The 22167-nt window shown below is 60.0% G+C and carries 25 protein-coding genes; 11 read left to right on the plus strand and 14 right to left on the minus strand.

The genetic code is table 11. The features are described from left to right. Positions 1-3: 3 nt before the first annotated feature. The 3 genes from lapG to ACIQU2_RS09995 all read right to left on the minus strand — a co-directional run bounded on the left by lapG (position 4) and on the right by ACIQU2_RS09995 (position 1878). The gene (lapG, locus tag ACIQU2_RS09985) at positions 4-711 is read right to left on the minus strand and encodes a cysteine protease LapG (protein ID WP_403140273.1); all 708 of its coding nucleotides are present in this window, start codon (positions 709-711) and stop codon (positions 4-6) included. A 173-nt stretch (positions 712-884) separates the two neighbouring features. Next, positions 885-1280: a YbaN family protein gene (locus ACIQU2_RS09990; RefSeq protein ID WP_403140275.1), complete on the minus strand. Its 396-nt coding sequence runs from the start codon at positions 1278-1280 to the stop codon at positions 885-887. 10 nt (positions 1281-1290) lie between these two features. Beyond that, complete coding sequence (locus ACIQU2_RS09995; protein ID WP_008156162.1) at positions 1291-1878, minus strand: YecA family protein; 588 nt, start codon at positions 1876-1878, stop codon at positions 1291-1293. 274 nt (positions 1879-2152) lie between these two features. Between ACIQU2_RS09995 and recQ the strand changes: the two genes are divergently transcribed. The 4 genes from recQ to ACIQU2_RS10015 all read left to right on the plus strand — a co-directional run bounded on the left by recQ (position 2153) and on the right by ACIQU2_RS10015 (position 7072). Continuing rightward, positions 2153-4279 carry a DNA helicase RecQ gene (gene recQ / locus ACIQU2_RS10000; protein ID WP_403140277.1) on the plus strand — a complete coding sequence of 709 codons (2127 nt, stop codon included), beginning with the start codon at positions 2153-2155 and terminating at the stop codon, positions 4277-4279. Positions 4280-4398: 119 nt separating this feature from the next. Beyond that, positions 4399-4833 carry a MarR family transcriptional regulator gene (locus tag ACIQU2_RS10005; protein ID WP_347803904.1) on the plus strand — a complete coding sequence of 145 codons (435 nt, stop codon included), beginning with the start codon at positions 4399-4401 and terminating at the stop codon, positions 4831-4833. Between the two features lie 128 nt (positions 4834-4961). Then, positions 4962-6752, plus strand: coding sequence for a FimV/HubP family polar landmark protein (locus tag ACIQU2_RS10010; RefSeq protein ID WP_403140279.1), 1791 nt, complete (start codon positions 4962-4964; stop codon positions 6750-6752). A 32-nt stretch (positions 6753-6784) separates the two neighbouring features. After that, complete coding sequence (locus ACIQU2_RS10015) at positions 6785-7072, plus strand: SelT/SelW/SelH family protein (protein WP_033055915.1); 288 nt, start codon at positions 6785-6787, stop codon at positions 7070-7072. Here the strand turns inward: ACIQU2_RS10015 and ACIQU2_RS10020 are convergent. Both ACIQU2_RS10020 and ACIQU2_RS10025 read right to left on the minus strand, forming a co-directional pair. After that, complete coding sequence (locus tag ACIQU2_RS10020; protein WP_347803907.1) at positions 7066-7959, minus strand: DMT family transporter; 894 nt, start codon at positions 7957-7959, stop codon at positions 7066-7068. The genes ACIQU2_RS10015 and ACIQU2_RS10020 overlap by 7 nt on opposite strands. Before the next feature lie 95 nt (positions 7960-8054). Continuing rightward, on the minus strand, positions 8055-8819 hold the full coding sequence (locus ACIQU2_RS10025; RefSeq protein WP_347803908.1) for an AraC family transcriptional regulator: 765 nt from the start codon (positions 8817-8819) through the stop codon (positions 8055-8057). Positions 8820-8955: 136 nt separating this feature from the next. Here ACIQU2_RS10025 and ACIQU2_RS10030 point away from each other — a divergent pair, with 136 nt between their 5' ends. Further along, positions 8956-9771, plus strand: coding sequence for a UDP-2,3-diacylglucosamine diphosphatase (locus tag ACIQU2_RS10030; RefSeq protein ID WP_347803909.1), 816 nt, complete (start codon positions 8956-8958; stop codon positions 9769-9771). 127 nt (positions 9772-9898) lie between these two features. On the opposite strand, the gene ACIQU2_RS10035 is transcribed toward ACIQU2_RS10030, so the two are convergent. Then, a complete protein-coding gene (locus tag ACIQU2_RS10035; protein WP_347803910.1) occupies positions 9899-10489 on the minus strand; it encodes a phosphohydrolase in 591 nt (196 codons plus the stop codon). A gap of 27 nt (positions 10490-10516) precedes the next feature. Continuing rightward, on the minus strand, positions 10517-10828 hold the full coding sequence (locus tag ACIQU2_RS10040; protein ID WP_008156143.1) for an Mpo1-like protein: 312 nt from the start codon (positions 10826-10828) through the stop codon (positions 10517-10519). Positions 10829-10988: 160 nt separating this feature from the next. On the opposite strand from ACIQU2_RS10040, the gene ACIQU2_RS10045 reads away from it, so the two are divergent. After that, positions 10989-12050, plus strand: coding sequence for an AraC family transcriptional regulator (locus ACIQU2_RS10045; RefSeq protein WP_403140281.1), 1062 nt, complete (start codon positions 10989-10991; stop codon positions 12048-12050). Here the strand turns inward: ACIQU2_RS10045 and ACIQU2_RS10050 are convergent. Next, positions 12007-13461, minus strand: a complete 1455-nt coding sequence (locus ACIQU2_RS10050) for a TrkH family potassium uptake protein (protein WP_347803912.1) — start codon at positions 13459-13461, stop codon at positions 12007-12009. The two genes, ACIQU2_RS10045 and ACIQU2_RS10050, sit on opposite strands and share 44 nt — an antisense overlap. Positions 13462-13756: 295 nt before the next feature. On the opposite strand from ACIQU2_RS10050, the gene ACIQU2_RS10055 reads away from it, so the two are divergent. Next, positions 13757-14323 (plus strand): NAD(P)H nitroreductase, encoded by a 567-nt coding sequence (locus ACIQU2_RS10055; protein WP_403140282.1) that lies wholly within the window; start codon positions 13757-13759, stop codon positions 14321-14323. A 113-nt stretch (positions 14324-14436) separates the two neighbouring features. Here ACIQU2_RS10055 and ACIQU2_RS10060 read toward each other — a convergent pair whose 3' ends face one another. From ACIQU2_RS10060 to ACIQU2_RS10085, 6 genes are all read right to left on the minus strand, one after another. Beyond that, positions 14437-15777 (minus strand): HAMP domain-containing sensor histidine kinase, encoded by a 1341-nt coding sequence (locus ACIQU2_RS10060; RefSeq protein ID WP_347803913.1) that lies wholly within the window; start codon positions 15775-15777, stop codon positions 14437-14439. Between the two features lie 67 nt (positions 15778-15844). Next, positions 15845-16294 carry an LTXXQ domain protein gene (locus ACIQU2_RS10065; RefSeq protein ID WP_347803914.1) on the minus strand — a complete coding sequence of 150 codons (450 nt, stop codon included), beginning with the start codon at positions 16292-16294 and terminating at the stop codon, positions 15845-15847. A 315-nt stretch (positions 16295-16609) separates the two neighbouring features. Next, entirely contained in the window at positions 16610-17287 is a 678-nt protein-coding gene (locus ACIQU2_RS10070; RefSeq protein WP_347803915.1) for a response regulator transcription factor, read from the minus strand. A gap of 7 nt (positions 17288-17294) precedes the next feature. Then, positions 17295-17708 (minus strand): translation initiation factor 2, encoded by a 414-nt coding sequence (locus ACIQU2_RS10075; protein ID WP_347803916.1) that lies wholly within the window; start codon positions 17706-17708, stop codon positions 17295-17297. Between the two features lie 122 nt (positions 17709-17830). Next, entirely contained in the window at positions 17831-18130 is a 300-nt protein-coding gene (locus ACIQU2_RS10080) for a YciI family protein (RefSeq protein ID WP_008156126.1), read from the minus strand. A 1-nt stretch (position 18131) separates the two neighbouring features. After that, positions 18132-18728 carry a septation protein A gene (locus tag ACIQU2_RS10085; protein WP_283183537.1) on the minus strand — a complete coding sequence of 199 codons (597 nt, stop codon included), beginning with the start codon at positions 18726-18728 and terminating at the stop codon, positions 18132-18134. 87 nt (positions 18729-18815) lie between these two features. Here ACIQU2_RS10085 and ACIQU2_RS10090 point away from each other — a divergent pair, with 87 nt between their 5' ends. From ACIQU2_RS10090 to scpB, 4 genes are read left to right on the plus strand one after another with little or no spacing between them, the layout of a single operon-like run. After that, entirely contained in the window at positions 18816-19679 is an 864-nt protein-coding gene (locus tag ACIQU2_RS10090; protein WP_403140284.1) for a PHP domain-containing protein, read from the plus strand. 13 nt (positions 19680-19692) lie between these two features. Continuing rightward, complete coding sequence (locus tag ACIQU2_RS10095) at positions 19693-20322, plus strand: L-threonylcarbamoyladenylate synthase (RefSeq protein ID WP_033056081.1); 630 nt, start codon at positions 19693-19695, stop codon at positions 20320-20322. After that, positions 20323-21144 carry a ScpA family protein gene (locus ACIQU2_RS10100; protein ID WP_008156118.1) on the plus strand — a complete coding sequence of 274 codons (822 nt, stop codon included), beginning with the start codon at positions 20323-20325 and terminating at the stop codon, positions 21142-21144. Between the two features lie 11 nt (positions 21145-21155). Next, positions 21156-22157, plus strand: coding sequence for an SMC-Scp complex subunit ScpB (gene scpB, locus ACIQU2_RS10105; protein ID WP_403140285.1), 1002 nt, complete (start codon positions 21156-21158; stop codon positions 22155-22157). Positions 22158-22167: the final 10 nt, after the last annotated feature.

Genomic DNA, 22167 nt, shown 5'->3' on the forward strand with positions numbered 1-22167 from the left:
TGGCTAGCCGTCGCCCACGGCGAACCCTTCGGCCTGCATCTTTTTTAGTACGTCCTGCCAGCGCGACAGTTTTTTCGAGTCGCTGCTGCGTTTGCCGCCATTGGCTCCCGGCAAGTACAGGCCTTCTGCGTTGAAGGCGTACACCGGCAGCAAGTCTTTGCGTTGGGAGGCGGGGCGGACCTCGCCGATCAAGTTGTCCAGCACCAGCGGATCGGCCGTGGGGCTGTTGTAGAAAGTCAGCACCATGTGCGCCTGGTTCTGGGTCAGGGCTTTAACGTAGGTGATGCGTAGTTTTTCGCTGGGAATTCCAAGGTGGCGCAGGCTGAAGTATTTCGCCAGTGCGTAGTCCTCGCAATCAGCGGAACCCTTGATCAGGGATTCGACGGGCGTGGCCCAGTAATCGGTCTGACGCCAGATACGGGTGTCGTCCAGAAAGCTCAGTTGCTGATTGAAGAAGCGATTGACTGCGTTCAGTTGCTCGCGCTCGGGGGCGTTGACTTCGCTTTGCAGCATCTGACTCCAGGCCTCGATCCTTCCCCGTCCCGGGCCGAGGGTGCCGTAGCGATCTTCGGCGGTTTGCAGAATCTGCGTAAAACTCCAGTTGGCCCCGACACTGCCCAGCCCGGTCAACAGAAAAGTGATCAGCAACAGCCATCCGCCGAACCGAAGTCGGAGCGTTGACCATCCTGGACTACGCGGACTGCGGGACATGTCTGGCCGCTCGGGTGCAGATGCCTGAAGTCTAGGCGGTGTTTTTTGAAAGGGAGGGTTGATCGTCGGCCTACAAAGCAAAAGATCGCAGCCTTCGGCAGCTCCTACAGGGTGTACGCCATCCTATGTAGGAGCTGCCGAAGGCTGCGATCTTTACCGAGTGCGCTTGAACATCAACGCTTTTGCAGGGTTTTCTGTTTGAGGATGTAGAGGGTCACCAGCACGGCGCTGGTCAGCATGAACCCCCGCGCCCACGGCAGGGGCACCAGATAGCAGGAGAGCAGGATGCTCGCCCACATCAGGCCGATGGCGTAGACCTTGCCTTTGAGCGGGATGCCGTTGCCGCTCAGGTAATCGCGAACCCACGGCCCAAGCCGCGGATGTTCAACCAGCCAATGATAGAAACGCGGCGAACTGCGGGCGAAGCAGGCGGCCGCCAGCAGCAGGAAGGGGGTGGTGGGTAACACTGGCAGGAAAATCCCGATCACCCCCAGCGCTACGCTCAGCCAGCCAATGGCCAGCAGCACGTAACGCAACATCAGGGAGCGGTTGCCTATGGGGTTGTCCATAGGCAAAACCTTAGTGGTGACGAGGCTTGAGGATCGCCGGTTTTTCGTCTGGCGCCTGGCACAGCAGGTACAGCGCGGTCAGGGCTTCCGGGATCTGCACGATCATGTCGTCCATCAGGTTGGCGTCTTTGGCGATGTCTTCGAACTCAGGCTGTTCGTCGAACAGACCCGAACCGACCATGATCGGCAGCAGCATTTCGCTGACTTCGTCTTCGGCGGTTTCGAACCAGGCTGCTTCGCGCAGGAACACACCTTCCATGAAACCGATGCACCAGCCGCGCAGGTCGGAGTCATCCGGCTCTTCGCCCAGGTCCAGGTCGCAGGGCAGCTCGAACTCTTCATCGGACGCCAGTTGGCGAGCGATGTGAGCCTTGAGGGCCAATAGGGTGGATTCAATCGCTTCACGCTCGGTGTCGTCGGCGTAATGCGGCTCTTCGGCGAAGAGGGCGTCGATCCATTCACGGTCGGGAACGGTTTCGGAACAGATCGACAGCGCAGTGAGGTAGCCGTGGGCGGCCACGTAGTCCAGCGCCTCGTCATGCAGTTCGTCGGCGTCGAGGAAGACTTGCAGGCGGGTTAGTTGCTCAGCGAAGGACATTAAAGGGCTACCTTGGGAATTAAACAGATGCGGGAATTCTAGGCCTTCTTGAGCGCTTGGGCCAGCCGCGCGGCATATTTGCGCCCACAAGCCTCTTATCAGCGGCGCCCTTTGCCGGACAGGCGTCGGGTATACTCGCGCGTTTTGTGATGCCCTGCTGGCGTCGCGGCTGAAATGTAAAGCGTCATGCAATGCGCACTTACGATTTGTCGGTGCAGCCTTCGTGGTTCTGAACCAGCCTTGCAGGGATGTTTTTGTGATTTTTGGAGTTTCTATGCTCGAACAGGCTCAACGCGTCCTCAAGGACATCTTCGGCTACGACAGTTTCCGTGGCCGTCAGGGTGCAATCATTGAGCGCGTGGCCAGTGGCGGCGACGCCCTGGTGCTGATGCCTACCGGTGGCGGCAAGTCCTTGTGCTTCCAGGTGCCGGCGCTGTTGCGCGAAGGCCTGGCGGTGGTGGTGTCGCCGCTGATCGCCCTGATGGACGACCAGGTCGCCACCCTCGAAGAGCTGGGCGTCGCCGCGGCGGCATTGAACTCCACGCTCAGCGCCGAGCAGCAGCGCGATCTGGCGGCACGGATCAAGCGCGGTGAAGTGAAAATGCTTTATCTCGCGCCTGAGCGTCTGGTTCAGCCTCGGATGCTGGCTTTCCTGCAAAGTCTTGAAATTTCCCTGTTCGCCATCGACGAAGCCCACTGCGTGTCCCAATGGGGCCACGACTTCCGCCGCGAATACCTGCAATTGGGCCAGTTGGCGGAATTGTTCCCCAACGTTCCGCGTATTGCCCTGACCGCTACTGCCGACAAGCGTACCCGGGAAGAAATCGTCGACCGCCTTCATCTTCAGGATGCCGAGCGTTTCCTGTCGAGTTTCGACCGCCCCAACATCTTCTATCGCATCGTGCCCAAAGAGCAGCCGCGCAAGCAGTTGCTGGCGTTCCTTGCCGAACGGCGCAGCGATGCCGGCATCGTCTATTGCCTGTCGCGCAAGAAAGTCGACGAAGTGGCGGTGTTTCTCAGCGAACAAGGCTTCCCGGCACTGCCGTACCACGCCGGTTTGCCCAACGATACCCGGGCTCACCACCAGAAGCGCTTCCTCAATGAGGAAGGCCTGATCATGGTCGCCACCGTGGCGTTCGGCATGGGCATCGACAAGCCCAACGTGCGTTTTGTCGCTCACCTCGACTTGCCAAAATCCCTTGAGGCTTACTACCAGGAAACCGGTCGCGGCGGCCGTGACGGACTGCCGGCAGACGCCTGGATGGCCTACGGCCTGCAAGATGTGGTGATGCTCAAGCAGATGTTGCAGAACTCCGAGGGCGACGAGCGCCACAAGCGTCTGGAGCAGCACAAGCTCGACGCCATGCTCTCGCTCTGCGAAGAAACCCGCTGCCGTCGCCAGACGCTGCTGGCCTATTTCGACGAAGACATGCCCGAGCCGTGCGGCCATTGCGACAACTGCGTCGATGGCGTGCAGACCTGGGACGCCACCGAGCCGGCCCGTCAGGCGCTTTCGGCGATCTACCGCACCGGCCAGCGCTACGGGGTCGGGCATTTGGTCGATGTATTGCTGGGCAAGGACAACGAAAAGGTCCGCAGCTTCGGCCATCAGCATCTGTCGGTATTTGGTGTCGGCAAGGCGATGGGAGAGAGCGAATGGCGCTCCTTGTTCCGTCAGCTGGTTGCCCGCGGTCTGGCGGACATAGACCTCGAAGGCTACGGCGGCCTGCGCTTGAGCGACACCTGTCGACCGCTGCTCAAGGGCGAAGTAACCCTGGAGCTGCGTCGCGACCTCAAGCCGCAAACCACGGCCAAAAGCAGCAAAAGCCAGGCGAGCCAACTGGTTCGCGGCGAAGAGCGCGAACAGTGGGAAGCCTTGCGCGCCCTGCGTCGAAAACTCGCCGAAGAGCATGGCGTGCCGCCGTACGTCATCTTCCCCGACTCGACACTGCTGGAAATGCTCCGCAGTCAGCCGACCTCGCTGTCGGAAATGGCCACGGTCAGCGGCGTTGGCGCGCGCAAGCTGGAGCGTTACGGCGAGGCCTTCCTCGAAGTCCTCGGCGGGCAAGTCGAGGCGCCGAAAGTGGTGGCCGACCTGCGCCACGAACTGATCACCCTGGCCCGAGCCGGAATGACACCGTTGCAGATCGCCGGTCAGCTGCAATGCTCGGAAAAGAACGTCTACACCCTGCTCGCCGAAGCGATTGGCAAGCAGCAGTTGTCACTGGAGCAGGCGCTGGATCTGCCCGAAGAGTTGATGGGCGAAATCCAGGACTCGTTCCTCGACGGCGAGGGCGAATTACCGCCTGTGTCGGAGATTGCCGCCCTGTTCGCCGGGAGAGTGCCGGAAGGCGTTTTGTACTGTGTTCGGGCGGCGCTGCAATCCGAATTCGAGATTTAGGTGATCTGCCACATAGATGTAACGATTCAGTACAGAGCAAGCCTTGCCTCTGGCCAAGGGTCATGCTTAGCTGACTAATAATTAGTTTTTCCTTATTTCAGTCTAATCATGAGTGTTTTATGCCGTTAACCGACCAACACCGCTTTGGCATGCAACTGGCCCAGATGTCGCGCGGCTGGCGTGCCGAACTGGACCGCCGTCTGGCTGGCCTGGGTCTGTCCCAGGCGCGCTGGCTGGTGCTGCTGCACCTGGCGCGTTTCGAGGATGCCCCGACCCAACGTGAACTGGCGCAAAGCGTCGGCGTTGAAGGGCCGACGTTGGCCCGACTGCTCGACAGCCTCGAAGGCCAGGGACTGGTGCAACGTCAATCGGTGCTGGAAGACCGCCGGGCGAAGAAAATCGTCCTCTGTGCCCCGGCCCTTCCCTTGATCGAACAAATTGAAACCATTGCCACCCAACTGCGCCACGAATTGTTCGACGGCGTCGATGAGGCGGACTTGAAGGTCTGCATGCGTGTCCACGGGCACATTCTGGCCAACCTGGAAAAATCTTGAGGCATAAACGCACCCAGGACTTTTGAGATACCCCGTTGGGCAGACTATAAAGAACTACTTGGCAATATCGTGTTCGTACCGGATGTGCGAACGCGTACAAGATGGTTCTGGTTATCTAAGGGATGCTCATGCTCGAGAGTTGGCACATGGTTTTGCGGTGTTGCGCCAGGCTGCTTCTGGTCGGTGGTGCTGTCACTTACTCGGCATTGGCGCCCGCGTTGGGCTTGGGTGATATCACCCTGCATTCAGCGCTGAATCAGCCATTGCGCGCCGACATTGCACTCGAAGATGCCGCAGGTCTGGAGGAGGGTGAACTCTCGGTCAGCCTTGCAACAGCGGACGAGTTCAGCCGCGCCGGCATTGATCGAGTGTTCTTTCTCAATAATCTGAAATTCACGCCGATCCTGCGCGGCAACCGCAGCCTGATCCGGGTGAGCTCCAGCAAACCGGTCAATGAACCTTTCCTGAATTTCCTGGTGCAGCTCAATCAGCCCAATGGGCGCGTGCTGCGCGAGTACACGGTGCTGATCGATCCGCCGGGTTCACCGGGGATTGTTCCCGTCACTGACGAACCGGTGACCGACGTTCAGTCCTCTGGATTCCCGACGGTTGAGCCGGCCGTTGCGCAACCACCTGCAGCGAAGGGCAAAAAGCCCCCTGTTCCTCGCGTCGATCAACCTGCTGCCGCGCCTGTGAGTGATCCCGTTGCCGAACAACTGGCCGCCAGCGTGCTGCAAAACCAGCAGCTGCAAGCAATCATCGATGAATTGACTGCGAAGCTTCAGGCCCAGGAGGAACTGGTCGCCGGTCAGAAAAAGCAGGTGACTGAACTGCAAACCCAATTGGCGGAAATCAAGACCGCAGCGGTGGAGCCGGTTGCACCCACCGTTGTAGCTCCCGCTCCGGCTATTGTTGAAGAGGCTGAGGCCACCCACTGGGGGCTGATCGTCGGGTTGCTGGCGGTGGTGGTTCTGGTGTTGCTAGGGTTGTTCGTGCGGCGTCAACGACAACAGGTTCAGGCATTGCCCGACGCTTTACCTGTTTTGCCGTCACGGCATGAACCGGCGCTCAATCGCACTGCAGAACCGGTTGCCCAATCTTCAGAGTTGCAACCGGCAACTGAATCGGGTGACGAGTCGCCCGCAGGCGATGTGCTTGAAGGGGTGGGCATCTATCTGGCCTATGGCCGTTTTTCCGAAGCGGCCGGTTTGTTGCGAGAGGCGCTGATCAAGGAGCCGCAACGCACGGATCTTGCCGTTCAGCTGTTGGAAGTCTTGGGTAAACAGGGTGACGTACCCGCCTATGAACTACAGGAAAACAACCTGCGTGACGCCGGATACGACCTGCAAGAACTTCAGAATATTCGCACCCGACACCCGAAATTGAGCAGTGCGGTAGCGTTGACCGTCGCAGCGCCAATCACTCTCTCCAAGGCTGCGATACCCGAAACAGCGCCCAGGGATGAATTCCAGTTGAACCTGGATGACCTGTCGATGGATTCGAGTTGGGATTTGATCAGCCCTTTTGAGGGCTCGCCGTCCGCCGTGAAGCCATCGAGCGAATCCGCGCCGGTCGAGCCGCCGTTTGTCTCGAACCTGCACGTCTTGCCCGAGGTGTTTGAAATGCCCGACGACTCGACGCTGGACGAGCCCGAACTTGAATGGGTCGCCGAGCCTGATTCGCAGTCTCTGGATGACGCCTTTCTCAACGAGTTCGGCGACCCCGGCCGGTCGCTGGAACTGGAACCGCTGAACCTGGAACCGGCCGAGCCGAGCAGCGCCGACAAACTCGAACAAGCCCAGACCTGCATTGATGACGGCGATGTGGACAGCGCCATCGAACTGCTCAACGAGTTGCTCAAGGAAGGTAACGAGCCGCTGAAGCAGACCGCCCGGAATCTGCTCGCCGGGCTATCATAGCGGCGCCCTCTGGCTCAGGAGTTTCGTCAATCATGACTGCACGCAAACCGGAAATCATCATCACGTATTGCACGCAATGCCAGTGGCTGTTGCGTGCTGCCTGGCTGGCCCAGGAACTGCTCAGCACCTTCGGTGACGATCTGGGCAAAGTGTCGCTGGTGCCCGGCACCGGTGGGGTATTTCACATTTTCTGTGACGACGTTCAGATCTGGGAGCGCAAGGCTGATGGCGGTTTCCCTGAGGCCAAAGTGCTGAAGCAGCGGGTCCGCGATCAAATTGATCCGGACCGCGATCTGGGGCACAACGACCGCACTCAGTGAGAGGCGGCTTCGGCCGCAACGGTCTTCTTGCTTGAGCCGCCCGAGAGTTGGCTGGAGACGACGATCGCCACGATGATCAACGCGCCACCGAGCAGCATGCGCAGTGTCGGGTTTTCATCAAACAGCAGCCAGGCCACGGTGATGCCGTAAATCGGCTCCATGGCGAAAACCACTGCCGCGGTCCGCGCCTTGATCACTGCCAGGCTGGCGACAAACAGACTGTGAGCGACGCCGGTGCAGAACACCCCGAGCAAACCGATCCACAGCCAGTCGATGGCGCGCACTTCGCTCAACTGCGGTGCCGCCACCGGCAACAGGCACAACGCGACCACCACGTTCTGACACAGCGCAGCCTGCACCGCCGGGATTCGCCCGGAGCTGGCGCGGTTGGTCAGCGAAAGCAGAGAGAACAGCAAACCTGAGCCCACCGCCCACAGCAGACCCATTGTGGCGCCGCTGGCCAGATCGAAATCAGGGGTGACCAGCACCAGCCCGACACTGACCAGCACCACCAGCAGGATTTCGTTGGCGCGAATTCGCTCGCGGAAAATCAACCCTTCAAGGATCACGGTAAACGCCGGGAAGCTGGCGAAACCCAGGGTCGCGATCGCCACGCCTGCGACCTTCACTGCAATGAAAAAACTCACCCAGTGTCCGGCCAGCAGTAAGCCGCTGAGCAACAGTCGGCGCCAGTCCACAGCCTCGAGTTTCTGCCAGCGAGTAGTGCTGGCGAACCGCGCAAAAACGGCTAACGCCAGCACGGCGAACGCGGCACGACCAAAAACGATAATGGCGGGGGAGGCAGCAGCCAGTTTGCCGAACACACCGGTCAAGCCGAACATCAGTGCGCCGATATGCAGGGCGCCAAGGGCGGTACGGGGAGTCATTGCAATCCTTAACAACAAGCGAACAAAGATGTAGGAGCAGCCTTCGGCAGCTCCTGCATTGAACCGTGAAAACCCCTGTTGTGTCTGTCGGCAAACTATTGCCTTTTGTCGCTAACCTCGCGCCGCAATTTGCCGGGTGAGGCACCGAACTCCCGCAACACCGCCGCCGCGAAGGCGCTCTGCGAACTGTAACCGACCCGACTGGCAATCTCGCCGATCGGCAGCGCCGAATCCCGCAACAAGCCCACGGCCATGTGCAAACGTCGACTGCGGATGTAATCCATCGGCGTCTGCCCGCATTCAGCAACGAACCGTACATGCAGCCGAGCGCTGGACAGACCGGCGACGCGCGCCAGATCGGCGACTTGAAGTGGATAGGCTGCGTACTGATCGATGTGCGCATTCAGCGCTGCATAAGGCAGGCGCCGACCGCCGACGATTTCGGGTTTGGCGTTGTTGAGGCTGGCCAGCAACAACACCGCGCCTTGTTGCGCGATCAGTGGATCGCTGACCTGACTGCCCGCCAACCAACTGACCAATTGGCTTTGCCCGGCATCCAGCGACAGGCGACCGGCGTTGTCGAGTAAACGACGACTGGCTTCGGCGTGATCACCCAGGGACTGAGAAACCCATTGGTCGCTGGGCACATCCAGTACCAGGCAACGGCTGCCATTGGCGCTACCGCAGGCGTGATGGAAACCGGACGGCACTACCACGAAACTCTGCTGTACCACCTGGCTGCCACGCCCGTCGACCTCGAAATCCAGCGCACCCGACAGCCCGAACACCAGCTGCGCGTGGTCGTGGCTATGGACGATCAGGTCATGAGTGTATTGGCGTAGCGTGAGGATCGGTCTCATCGCAGGTCTCCAGGGCTTGGCTGCCAGTCTACACCGAGGGCAATCGTGGGACGGTGTCACAGGACTGACTCGCCACTGTCATGGGCAATTAACCCGACCGGCGCAAAGTTGCAAAAACTTTTGCAGAGGGTTGCCCATGACCAGCGCCGAGCTCGCCAAACCCAGTCGTAAGCAACGTGTGCGGACCTTGTGGATTTCCGACGTGCATCTGGGCACCCGGGATTGCCAGGCCGAGCACCTGTCGCAGTTTCTCAAGGGCTATCACGCGGACAAGATCTACCTGGTCGGCGACATCATCGATGGCTGGAAGCTGCGCGGCGGCATGTACTGGCCTCAGGCGCACACTAATGTGATCCGCCGCTTGCTGACCATGAGCAAGCGCGGCACCGAGGTGATCTACGTCACCGGCAACCACGACGAATTCCTGCGCCGCTATTCGAAGCTGATTCTGGGCAATATCCAACTGGTGGATGAAGCCGTGCACGTGACCGCCGATGGTCGCCATCTTCTGGTCATTCATGGCGACCAGTTTGACGTGATCACGCGGTATCACCGCTGGCTGGCCTTTCTCGGCGACTCGGCCTACGAATTCACCCTGACCCTCAACCGCTGGCTCAACCATTGGCGCGCACGCTATGGCTACGGTTACTGGTCGCTGTCGGCGTACCTCAAGCACAGGGTCAAAACCGCGGTCAGCTTCATCAGCGATTTCGAAGAAGCCATCGCTCACGAGTGCGTCAAGCGCGAGTTGCACGGCGTGGTGTGCGGGCACATTCACCATGCCGAGATTCGCAAGGTCGGCGGGGTGGATTACCTCAATTGCGGGGATTGGGTGGAGTCGTGCACTGCGCTGATCGAGCATTGGGACGGATCGATCGAGTTGTATCGATTGGCGGATGCCCAGGCGCGGGAGGCTGAGTTGAAAGCCGTCAAAATCGCAGAGCCCGCCTAAAAATCAGGGTGTCTGGTCTGGCCCCATCGCGAGCAAGCTCGCTCCCACATTGGACTTGTGTCGTACACACATCCTCTGTGGGAGCGGGCTTGCCCGCGATGGACCGCGCAGCGGTCCCCTTGGATCTTCAGGCTGGCGCATGTTCTTCCATCGCCGCCTTGTAAATCGAGTGCTTGGGCTGCGCAAACAACCGTTCCATCATCGGTTCAAAGAAACTCAGCGGCAGGGTGTCATACGCCGGATCAAACCCCGCTGCGTCATATTTGGCGCAAAACTCAATGGTCGCCTGATACTGCGGATGCCCGCTGAATTGCTCGCGCAAATGCCGGTCCATCCCTAGATGATGGAAGAAGTAATACCCCTGGAAAATTCCGTGTTTCTCGACCATCCACAGGTTCTCGGCGCTGACGAACGGCTTGAGGATTGCCGCAGCGATGTCCGGGTGGTTGTAGGAACCCAAGGTGTCGCCGATGTCGTGAAGCAGCGCGCAGACCACGTATTCTTCATCCCGGCCATCGCGCCAGGCACGGCTGGCGGTTTGCAGGGAATGGGTCAGACGATCCACCGGGAAGCCGCCAAAATCACCCTCCAGTAATTTCAGGTGCGCCACGATCCGAGTCGGCAATTGCCTCGCATAGGCACTGAAATCTGCGGCGATGATCGCCCAGTCTTCCTGCGTGCCGTCCTGCATGTGGGTGAAACGGGCGTTGGCATTCATCGGCTGTCCTCCTGTGGTTCATTGCGCCTAGAACGGCACGCGACCCAGAATCATGTCTCGGTACATGACGAAATCGCCGAGCAGGCTGTAAAACGGGTGTTGAAAGGTCGCGGGACGGTTCTTCTCGAAGAAGAAATGCCCGGCCCAGGCGAAGCTGTAACCCGCCAGCGGAAGGGCCCATAACAGCAGCCAGGCGCCTTTGCCGATGGTCAGGGCCAGGATGAAAATAACCAGCGTCGTGCCGATAAAGTGCAATCGTCGGCAGGTGCTGTTGCTGTGTTCACTGAGGTAATACGGGTAGAACTCAGCGAAGCTGTTGAAACGTTTGATGTTTTCCACGACTGCGATCTCTGTGGTTATTGTTCTGACTGCAAGTTGTTCTGCGGGTAGCTTATTTGAGTCTAGAGTGATCATTGGCATCAGCCAGTGACAATAGGCGCCACTTTAGTATCCTTCGGAAATTGGCCGTAGCATGCGGCTCATCATGTAAGTGGACGACATGAGCGAACGAACGACTTCTGCTAGCTGGGCGATGGGGATTGTCAAAGCACTGGAGATGGACGGCCTGGATTGCCGGGGTCTGTTCAAGCAGCTGGGGCTCGACTACGCGGCACTGGATGATCCGGACGCGCGCTTCCCGCAAGATTCCATGACACGACTGTGGCAGCGCGCGGTTGAGCTGTCCGGCAACCCGGCGATTGGCCTGAACATGGGCAAGGTGGTGCGACCGGCCTCCTTCCATGTGGCGGGCTACGCCTTGATGTCCAGCCAGACCCTGGCTGAAGGCTTTCGACGGCTGGTGCGCTATCAGCGGATCATTGCGGAAAGTGCCGACCTGAGTTTCCGATTGTTGGAAGAAGGCTACGCGCTGATTCTGACGGTCCACGGCGACCATCTGCCACCGACCCGGCAGAGTGCCGAAGCGTCACTGGCCTGTGCCCTGGCGCTGTGCGGCTGGTTGACCGGACGCACCCTGCAACCGCGTAAGGTGCTGGTGCAGGGTGATCAGCCCGTCGATCTCGAACCCTATAAACAAGCCTTTCATGCACCTTTGGTGTTCAACGCGCCTTATGATGCCTTGATTTTCGAGCGCGCTGACATGGAGGCACCATTGCCTACCGCCAACGAGGCAATGGCGCTGTTGCATGACCGGTTTGCCGGTGAGTACCTGGCGCGGTTTTCCGAGAGTCGCGTGACCCACAAGGCGCGGCAGGTGCTATGCCGTTTGCTGCCCCAGGGCGAACCCAAGCGCGATACCGTGGCGCAGACGTTGCACCTGTCGCAACGCACCTTGCAGCGACGCTTGCAAGAAGAGGGCACGAGTTTTCAGACATTGCTGGACGACACGCGACGTGAACTGGCCGAGCAATACCTGGCGCAGCCGTCCATGACCCTGCTGGAAATTGCCTACCTGCTGGGGTTCGCCGATCCGAGCAACTTCTTCCGTGCTTTCCGCCGCTGGTTCGATGCCACCCCCGGCGAGTACCGGACGCGGCTAATGGGCACGCCTGCTCCTGTCAGTGACGCCAGAACGCCGGAATACACAGAACAAACACCGTAATGATCTCGAGTCGGCCCAGCAGCATGCCGACCGAGAGAATCCACTTGGCGGCGTCCGGCAGGGTGGCAAAGTTGCCCGCCGGGCCAATCGTCTCGCCCAGTCCCGGACCGACACCGGACACCGTGGCGGCCGCCCCCGTAAGGGCGGTCATCCAGTCCACGCCGAGCAGCGACAACAGCAGCGCGATCACACAGATGGTGATGGCGAAGAAGAAGGAAAAGGTCAGAATCGAACGCACGATCTCTTCGTCGAGGCGGTGACCGTTGTACTTCTGCTTGATCACCGCGCGCGGGTGAATCAGCTGGTTAAGGTTGGCCTTGAGCAGGATGTACGCGACCTGGAAGCGGAAAATCTTGATCCCGCCAGCGGTTGAGCCTGAGCAGCCGCCGATAAAGCCCAGATAGAAGAACAGCATCAGCGAGAAGTTGCCCCAGAGGCTATAGTCCCCCAACGCGAAGCCTGTAGTCGTGACCACCGAGGTCACGTTCAGCGCCACATGTCGCAGGGCTTCCAGCCAATGCAGCTGGGTGGTCCACCAATACCAGGTGCCGAGCACCAGCCAGGTCACCAGCAACATGCCGAGCAGCCCCTGAACCTGTTCATCCTTGATCAGTGCTTTGCGGTTACCGCGCAAGGTCGCTACATACAGGGTGAACGGCAGGGCACCAAGAATCATGATGACAATCGCGACCCAATGCACTGCAGGCTCCGGCCACTTGGCCAAAGACTGGTCGGACGTTGAGAAACCACCGGTGGAAATCGCCGACATCGCGTGGTTGATCGCATCGAACGGGCTCATACCGGCCCACCAGAACGCCAGGCTGCCGAAAATGGTGATGCCGACGTAGGCCGCAACGATCAAACGCGCCACCATGTGCGAACGGGGCATGACTTTTTCGGAACGGTCCGACGACTCGGTCTGAAACAGCCGCATGCCACCGATACGCAGCAGTGGCAGAATCGCTACCGCCATGCCGATAAAGCCGATGCCGCCGATCCAGTGCAGCAACGAGCGCCACATCAGGATGCCGGGAGACATGTTGTCCAGGCCCGTGAGCACCGTCGCACCGGTGGCGGTAATGCCGGACATGCTTTCGAAGAACGAGTCGGTGTAGCTGATGCGCTGGGTCAGCAGGAACGGCAGCGCAGCGAAGATGCACACCACCACCCAACTGCTGACGGTCAGCAGGTACATGTCTCGCGGACGCAGGTGAATGTGTTCGGGACGGCCGGGGATGACCAGGGCCAAACCCGCGACGAAGGTAATCATGCTCGCCCAGAGGAACGATGGCAGGTCGCTGGTGCGGTCGAAAATCACCAGGGTGGCCATGGGCACGACCATGGCGATGGCCAGCGTGATCAGGAAGATGCCGATGATGAAACTAATGATCCGTAAGGTCGGCAACGCCATGAAGTCCGCTCGGGCTGAAATAGGGAAGGGCGCCATTCTACCTGTGGGGCCTGCTATGTAAACCGGCACTCCCGAGGTGGTTGCAGGGCCTGCCATCAATTATTGCCTGTGCCGCGCCGGGTCTGCTGTTGTGCAGGGCAAGGCGCAAGGAGCGTAGTTTGGTCATTCCAAATAAGCTCCGAGCAACGCAGCCCTGCACAACAGCGGGCCCGGCCCTTCCAGGCAGCAACGCGGCGCAGGCAATAATTGATGGCAGGCCCTAGAATGGCTTCACATTTTTTTCAGGAGGTGGCCGATGCAGGCTCTCGACGCTTTGCTCAACCGTGTTTCCGTTCCACGACTGCTCGAACCGGCACCGACCGCAGAACAACGCGAAGTGCTGTTTGGCGCCGCGATGCGAGCGCCAGACCACGGCCACTTGCAGCCTTGGCGCTTCCTGACAGTCGAAGGCGCGGCGCGCGAGCAAATGGGCGAGTTGCTGGCCGAAGCGGCGAAGCTGCAGGACAGTGAGGTGTCCGAGGCGGCGCTGGACAAGGCGCGTAACGGTCCACTGCGCGCGCCACTGGTGGTCGTGGTGATCGCGCGGTTGCAGGATCACGTTAAATATCCGAAGTCCGAACAGCTGCTGGCGGCGGGCTGTGCGGCTCACGGGATTTTGCTGGCGGCTTATGCGCAAGGGATTGGCGCGGTGTGGCGCACGGGTGAACTGGCGTATTCGGCGCATGTGGCCAAGGGGTTGGGCCTGGCTGAAGGGGAAGAGGTGATTGCGTTTCTTTACCTTGGGACGCCGCAGAAGGAACCGCGAGTGGCGGAGAAGGTTGATCTGGCCGAGTTCGTCAGCGCCTGGCCTGGCAAGGTCTGAAGATCAAAAGATCGCAGCCTCGTTTAACTCGTCAGCTCCTACAGGGGACGCATACCCCTTGTAGGAGCTGACGAGTTAAACGAGGCTGCGATCTTTTTGCATCACCACTGCACTTACGGCTGAACAACTGCCCCCGGCACCAACGGTAATTCGAGACTGGCGATAAACCCGCCATCAGGATGATTGGCCAACACCAGACTCCCACCGTGCCGCTCTGCCGCACGGCGCGCAATCGCCAATCCCAAACCATGCCCGGCCGCCGTCTGCCCCGGCGCCCGATAGAATGGTTCACCCAACTGGCTCAAATGCGCAGCCTCTACGCCCGGCCCATGGTCGCGCACACTGACCACAATCCGCTCACCCTGACGCACCGCCTGCATTTCAATCGACTGCCCCACCGGGTTGAACCGCTGAGCATTGCGCAGCAGGTTGTCTACGGCGCGCTCGATCATCGTCGGCCAGCCTTTAAGGTTCAGCTGCGACTCGGCCTCAAGGTGCACGTTCTGCTCCGGCGAACCCAGTTGAGCATCCTTTTGCAGGGTGTTGAGCAGCGCATTGAGATCAACCTCTTCGGCGCTGGCGTTGTCGGCATCGACCCGCGCCAGTACCAGAATTTCGCTGATCAGCGCTTCCAGTCGGTCGCACTCCCGAGTAAGGCGCGGCCAGAGTTTTTCCCGTTCTTCAGGGTTGGCCCGCTCGGCCAGTGCCAGCGCAATGCGCAGCCGGGCAAGCGGTGAACGCAGTTCATGGGACACATCTCGCAGCAACTGTCGCTGACTGCCGATCAAACTTTGCAGGCGCGCGCCCATGCGGTTGAAGTCGTTGGCCAGCACGCCGAACTCATCGCGCCGGTTGGCCAGTTTTACCAGGCTGTTTTGTTGGTAGGTGGTTTGCCCCAGATCATGCACCGCGCCGCGCAAGCGGTTGAGTGGGCGAGTAATGGACATCGTCACGAACAGGCTGAACAAGGTCAGGACCACCAGCGCGATACCCAGCGCACTCAACGGCCAGAGCAGGCTTTCGCGGTGCCATGAGTCCAGTTCCGGGTGCGGAATTCGATAGATCAGCAGGTAGGTGTCGCCGGTTTTTTCGCTGGTGTATTCCGCGGTCAGACGACGCCACGGCAGGCGGCGATCATCGTTGTTCTGTCGCGCTTCGAAGGCGGCTGCCCTACGTGGGAAGGTGCCGCGCACCACCGGGTCACCGCTCTCGTTGAGCACTTGAACGTCGATGTGATACTGGCGCTTGCGCTGTTCCAGAATGTCCTGGGCCGCGTCTTCACCCTGTGACTCGTAGGTTTGCGTCCACTGCTCGGCCAAAGTATTGAGGCCCGGATGGCGGCTGAGAATCCACGCGTCCTGATTGAGCATGTGCCCCAGCAGAATGGAGAGCCCTGCAACCAGAGCGATGGCCAACCAGAAGCTGGCCAGAATACGCCAGAACAATGAGCGCACAGAAAATCCTCAAGCAAAGAAAGCCCAACGGCGATTAACCGTTGGGCTGTGATATGACGCTAAAACATTATTGCGCCTTTTGCGGCTGTTGCGCTTTCCAGGCCTTGAACTCGGCCCATTCGGCGCGACGCTCAGCCTGTTTTTTCTGGATCTCGTCGAATTGCTTCTGTTGATCCGGTTTCAGCAAGGCACGCACGTCAGCTTCAGCTTTCTTGTGGTTGGCCGCCATTTCATCTTTCATGGCCTTCTGGTCGGCTGGCGAGAGTTTTTCCAGGTACTTGTCGACCACTTGCTTACGCTCATGCATCTGCTCGCCCATGATCTTGCGGATCTGCTCGCGCTGTTCGCGGCTCAGGTCCAGCTGGCTGTACGGGCCTTTGCCGTGCATGCCGTGCATCTGACCGCCATGGCGTGAGCCGTCCATCGGGCCACCCATCGGGCCGGCACCTTCAGGCATGGCCATGGCAACGGTCGGCAGGGTGGCAGCGAACATCAGAGCGATAAGAGTCTTGCGCATGGTGAATCTCCTTGTCTCGTTCCCGGTACGTTCCGGATGAGTACAGATTACGGAGATCAAGGTCAGCGGCGGTCAGCGGAGCGTAAAGCTTGGGTAAAGACGATTTTGTACCTTCCTGACAAACCCATGTCCCTGACGAACATGACCGGTGTAGCAGCTGTCGAGCCCCAGCGAGGCTGCGTTCGGCTGCGAAGCAGTCGTAAACCCAGAATACGCGGTTTACTTGAAAAAACGCGTCGCCTGATTTCACGACTGCTTCGCAGCCGAACGCAGCCTCGCAGGCTCGACAGCTGCTACGAAGGTTTGCGTTGGGTTTCAGAGGCTGTAGTAGTAACCACGGCTGCGCAGGGCCACGATGCGTGGGCGGCCGTCGGGGTGCGGGCCGATTTTTTTGCGCAGGTTGCTGACGTGCATGTCCAGGCTGCGGTCGTACAGCGTCAGCTTGCGGCCGAGGGCGATTTGCGCCAGTTCCTGTTTGTCCAGCGGCTCGCCGGGTTGCTTGAGCAGGGCTTCGAGCAAACGGCTTTCGGAGACGGTGAGGGTGAATTCCTGTTCATCGATGCTGACCACGCCGCGCCCCGGACTGAAACACAGGTCACCCAGTTCGAGCTGACTGGAGACTGCTGCCGGATGACTGCGGCGCAACACGGCGCGCAGGCGGGCTGTCAGTTCCCGTGGGTCGCACGGTTTGGCCAGGTAATCGTCGGCGCCGAGTTCCAGGCCGAGGATGCGGTCCAGCGGCTCGCCGCGGGCCGAGAGCATCAGCACCGGCAAGTCCGGGTGATCGCTGCGCAATTGCTTGAGCAATTCCAGGCCGCTGCCGTCCGGCAGCATCACGTCCAGTACCACGGCTGCCGGCGACGTTTCGGCCAGTGCGCGACGGGCGCTCTGACCATCGTGGCAGGCGCGGACCTGGAAGCCTTCCTGGCTCAACCAACTGCTCAGGAGCTCACACAGCTCCTGGTCATCATCAATTAATAACAGCTCGCTCATGACTCACTCAATTTAGCCATTGCCTACGTTTTCTGGTGGCACCACTGGCGAAGATACCGCAGAGCAGCGCCAATAGCGCTACTGCGGCGCCGATGACGAACCACTGTTGCTGATCGGTCAATAGACGCGGCAGCGGGCTGCTGGCCTGGGCTTCCTTGAGTTGCAGCTTGAGGCGCTGATTCTCTTGACGCAACCGGCTCAGCTGAGCGCTTTCGCGTTCGGCATCGGTATTTTTCAGTTGTTTGCTCAGTTCTTCTCGTTGCTGTTCGCTTACCTTCAAGCGCTGTTGCAACTCGGTGATCTGGCTGCCGGCGCTTAGGGACAATGGCGTGGAATTACCGCCCTCGGCGCTTTCTTCACCGTGGGCGGGAGCCACGATCGACAACGTCACCAACATCAGACACAACGGACCCTTGCGCATCGCGACTCCTGATTCCAATCGAGTTATTGGGCAAGTTGTCGGCAGGCAAACGAGAATAATGAGCGATTGAGAGCACGATGAACCTACAAGGTTCATCGCGCGGGGGCATTTGTAGGGGAAAGTTACGGCAGGACTTGCTTGAACGGCTTGACCGAAACGTTGGCGTAGACGCCTGCGGCGATATACGGATCAGCGTCGGCCCAAGCCTGGGCGGCGCTCAGGGAATCGAATTCGGCGACGATCAGGCTGCCGGTGAAACCCGCAGCGCCCGGATCATTGCTGTCGACCGCCGGGTGTGGGCCGGCCAAAACGATGCGACCTTCACCTTTGAGCACTTGCAGGCGCTCAAGGTGTGCAGGCCGTGCGGCCAGGCGGGCTTCCAGGGAGTTGGCGACGTCTGTGGCAATGATTGCGTAAAGCATGTCAGTCCTCGGTTTTTGGCGTTGTGGTATCGGCGTCGTGCAGGTGGCGGGACAAATAAATGCCCTGGGCGACCAGGAACAGCAGCGTCATGCCCAGGCTGCCGAAGACTTTGAAGTCGACCCAGTAGTCCTGAAAGGTGAACGCGACGAACAGGTTGGCGGCACCGCAAAACAGGAAAAACCCGATCCAGGCGATGTTCAAGCGGGTCCAGACCGGCTCCGGCAGGGTCAGCGCGTGGCCCATGATGCGTTTGATCAGCAGTTGCTCACCGACGAAGTGGCTGCCAATGAACGCCAGGGCGAACAGCCAGTTCACCACCGGGGCTTTCCACTTCAGGAAAGTTTCGCTGTGGAACGCCAGGGTCAGGCTGCCGAAGACCAGGCAGGCGATGAGGGTCAGCCACTGGCTCTTCTCGAGCTTGCGCTGCTTGATGAACAGCGTGCCGTAAACCACCAGGGAGCTGATGATCAGCATGGCGGTGGCGCTGTAGATACCGCCTACAGTTACCTCGTGGCCGGCAATGTCGACGACCCGGGGATCGAGTTTGAAGACGATGAAGAACAGCAGAAGCGGGATGAAATCGATGAATTGTTTCACAGTGGCAGCCAGAAGCAGGATGTGGCGGCATAATAACAAACATATGGGCGCGCGATAGCGCCAGCTGATTTGAGGTAAAAAAGTCCTGTGAATGTTGATTTGCACTGCCATAGCACGGCCTCCGATGGCGCTCTCGCGCCTTCAGTACTGGTTGCGCGTGCGTTCGAGAAAGGCGTGCGAGTCCTGGCCTTGACCGATCACGACACCCTCGAGGGCCTCGACGAGGCTCGCAGTGCGGCGACCGCGCTGGGGATGCAATTGGTCAATGGCGTCGAATTGTCTTGCACCTGGGGCGGCGCGACCATTCACGTGCTGGGCTATGGTTTTGACGTCAACGCTGCACCGTTGGTCGAGGCCATCGCAAAATTGCACGATGGCCGCTGGTTACGGTCCGAAGAAATTAGCCGCAAGTTGGCGCTTAAAGGCATGCCGGGTGCGCTGGAAGGGGCTCGGGATGTCCAGCAGGAACTGGGCGACAGTGGCAACGCGCCGGCCCGCCCGCATTTCGCCGACTGGATGGTGCGTGAAGGTTTCGTCAAGGACCGCGCCGAAGCGTTCCGCAAATGGCTGGGCGCCGGCAAGCTGGGGGACGTCAAGCAACATTGGCCGACCCTGGAAGACACGGTCGAAACCCTGCGCGCCGCCAAGGCCTGGATCAGCCTGGCGCATCCGTGGCACTACGATTTCACTCGCAGCAAACGTCGCCGGCTGATTGCCGACTATATTCAAGCAGGGGGCCACGCTATCGAAGTGGTCAATGGCCATCAGCCCGCCGAGCAAGTGGGCAGCCTGGCGATTCTCGCCCGAGAATTCGGTCTGCTGGTCAGCGCCGGCAGTGATTTTCATGGCCCTGGAGGCTGGTCCGAGATCGGTGAGTACCGCCCGCTCCCGGAGGATCTGCCACCACTGTGGTGTCGATTCAAACATGACCCAATTATTGCCGCCGTCTGAACAGGTAGAGAATGTGAGTCAATTTTTCCAGATTCATCCGGAAAACCCGCAAGCGCGCCTGATCAAACAGGCTGTCGAGATCATCCGCAGCGGCGGGGTGGTGATTTATCCCACAGACTCGTCCTACGCCATTGGTTGCCAGATCGGCGACAAGAATGCCGTGGAGCGCGTGCGCCGGTTGAGACAGCTGGACGAAAAGCATAACTTCGCGCTGATTTGCAGCGACCTGTCGCAACTGGGGCTGTTTGCAAAGATCGATACCGGCACCTTCCGCCTGCTTAAAGCTCATCTTCCAGGACCTTACACCTTCATTCTGAACGCCACCCGCGAAGTCCCGCGGCTGTTGTTGCACCCGAAAAAACGCACCATCGGCCTGCGCGTACCGAGCCATCCGATTGCCCTGGCGCTGTTGGAGGAACTCGGCGAACCGCTGATGAGCGTGACCCTGATCATGCCCGGCGACACCGACCCGATGACGGACCCGTACGAAATGCGTCAGTTGCTCGAGCATCAAGTCGACCTGATCATCGACGGCGGTTTTGGGGGGATCAAGGCGTCCACCGTGATCAACCTCGCCGACGGCGAGCCGGAAGTGATCCGCGTTGGTTGCGGCGACCCGACGCCGTTCATGGCCGAGGCGTAGATGTCTGCAGTAGAACCCGTTGTCGACAGTCAGGCCGGAGCCCAGCAAGAGCTGCCCTTCGCGATGGTCTATGGCCAGGCGGTCATGGAAATGCCGCTGGACCTGTACATTCCACCGGATGCGCTTGAAGTCTTTCTCGAAGCCTTCGAAGGCCCCCTCGACCTGCTGCTGTACCTGATCCGCAAACAGAACATCAATATCCTCGACATCCCGGTGGCGGAAATCACCCGGCAATACATGGGCTATGTCGAGTTGATGCAATCGGTGCGTCTGGAACTGGCCGCCGAGTACCTGGTCATGGCCGCGATGCTGGCCGAGATCAAATCGCGGATGCTGCTGCCGCGTGCCGAAACGATCGAAGCCGAAGAAGACGACCCTCGCGCTGAGCTGATCCGCCGCTTGCAAGAGTACGAACGCTTCAAGGCCGCCGCCGAAGGCATCGATGGCCTGAGCCGTGTGGGTCGTGACGTGGTCGTCCCCAAGCTCGACGCCCCGGAAGCCCGGGCACGCAAGCTGTTGCCAGACGTGCGTCTTTCAGAGCTGTTGTTGTCCATGGCAGAAGTGTTGCGCCGTGGTGACATGTTCGAAAGTCACCAGGTCAGCCGCGAGGCACTGTCCACCCGCGAACGCATGAGCGATGTGCTGGAGCGCCTCAAGGGCGGCGGTTTCGTGCCCTTTGCCGAGCTGTTCACCGCTGAGGAAGGACGTCTGGGGGTGGTGGTAACCTTTATGGCGATTCTCGAACTGGTCAAGGAATCCTTGGTCGAGCTGGTGCAGAATGAGCCGTTCGCAGCGATCCACGTGCGGGCCCGAGCCGAATAACGAGTTGAATCATGAACCTGACTGAACCCCGCGAGCTGGCGCCATTGCTTGAAGCCTTTCTGTTGGCCTCGGGAAAACCGCAATCGCTTGAACGCCTGTTCGAACTCTTCGAAGAGGGCGAGCGACCGGAGCCGCCGGTCTTCAAGAAAGCCCTGACGATTCTCGCCAAGTCCTGCGACGGTCGGGCCTTTGAGCTGAAGGAAGTGGCCTCCGGGTATCGCTTGCAGATCCGCGCAAAGTTCTCGCCGTGGGTCGGCCGTTTGTGGGAAGAGCGGCCGCAGCGCTATTCCCGCGCCATGCTCGAAACCATTGCGCTGATCGCCTATCGCCAGCCAATCACCCGGGGCGAGATCGAAGATGTGCGTGGCGTGGCGGTTAACAGCCACATCGTCAAAACCTTGCTGGAGCGCGAGTGGATCCGCATCGTCGGCTACCGCGATGTGCCGGGTAAGCCGGCGATGTTTGCGACCACCAAGGCGTTTCTCGATCACTTCAACTTGAAAAACCTCGACGATTTGCCACCGCTGGCCGAATTGCGCGAGCTTGAGCCTGATCCGGTGCTCGATTTCGACGACGCGCCGGTGCCTGCCGGACTGCAGGAGTTGGCCGACGCCAGCGCCGACCCGGAAGAGCCGAAGGAAGAAACCAGTTTCCACACGTTGTTGCTGGAGCTGGACACCATGGAGGAGGGGCTCAAGACCGACTTTGATGACATCCTGCGCGATAGCGCGGTGGCGGATGCCGAAGAGGTGCTGGATCAGCCTGAGCCCGAGATCGAAGTTGAACTTCACGTTGAGCCAGAAGCCACAGTCGAAGAAGAGCGGGAAGAAGATCCGGAAGAAGAGCTTGAGGATGACGTGCTTGGTGTTGCCGAGGCGCGCGAGAAACTCCTGGCCGCTGTCGCCGCGCTCGAACAACCGAGACCCGAGCCCGAGTTGACCGACGAAGAAGCCGAAGCCCGGGCCCTCGCCGAAGCGATCGAGGCCGAACGCCGCGCATTCGAAGACGATTAACCTGACTTCA

The sequence above is a fragment of the Pseudomonas sp. NPDC098740 genome (assembly GCF_044760065.1).
GTDB classification, from domain to species: domain Bacteria; phylum Pseudomonadota; class Gammaproteobacteria; order Pseudomonadales; family Pseudomonadaceae; genus Aquipseudomonas; species Aquipseudomonas rossensis.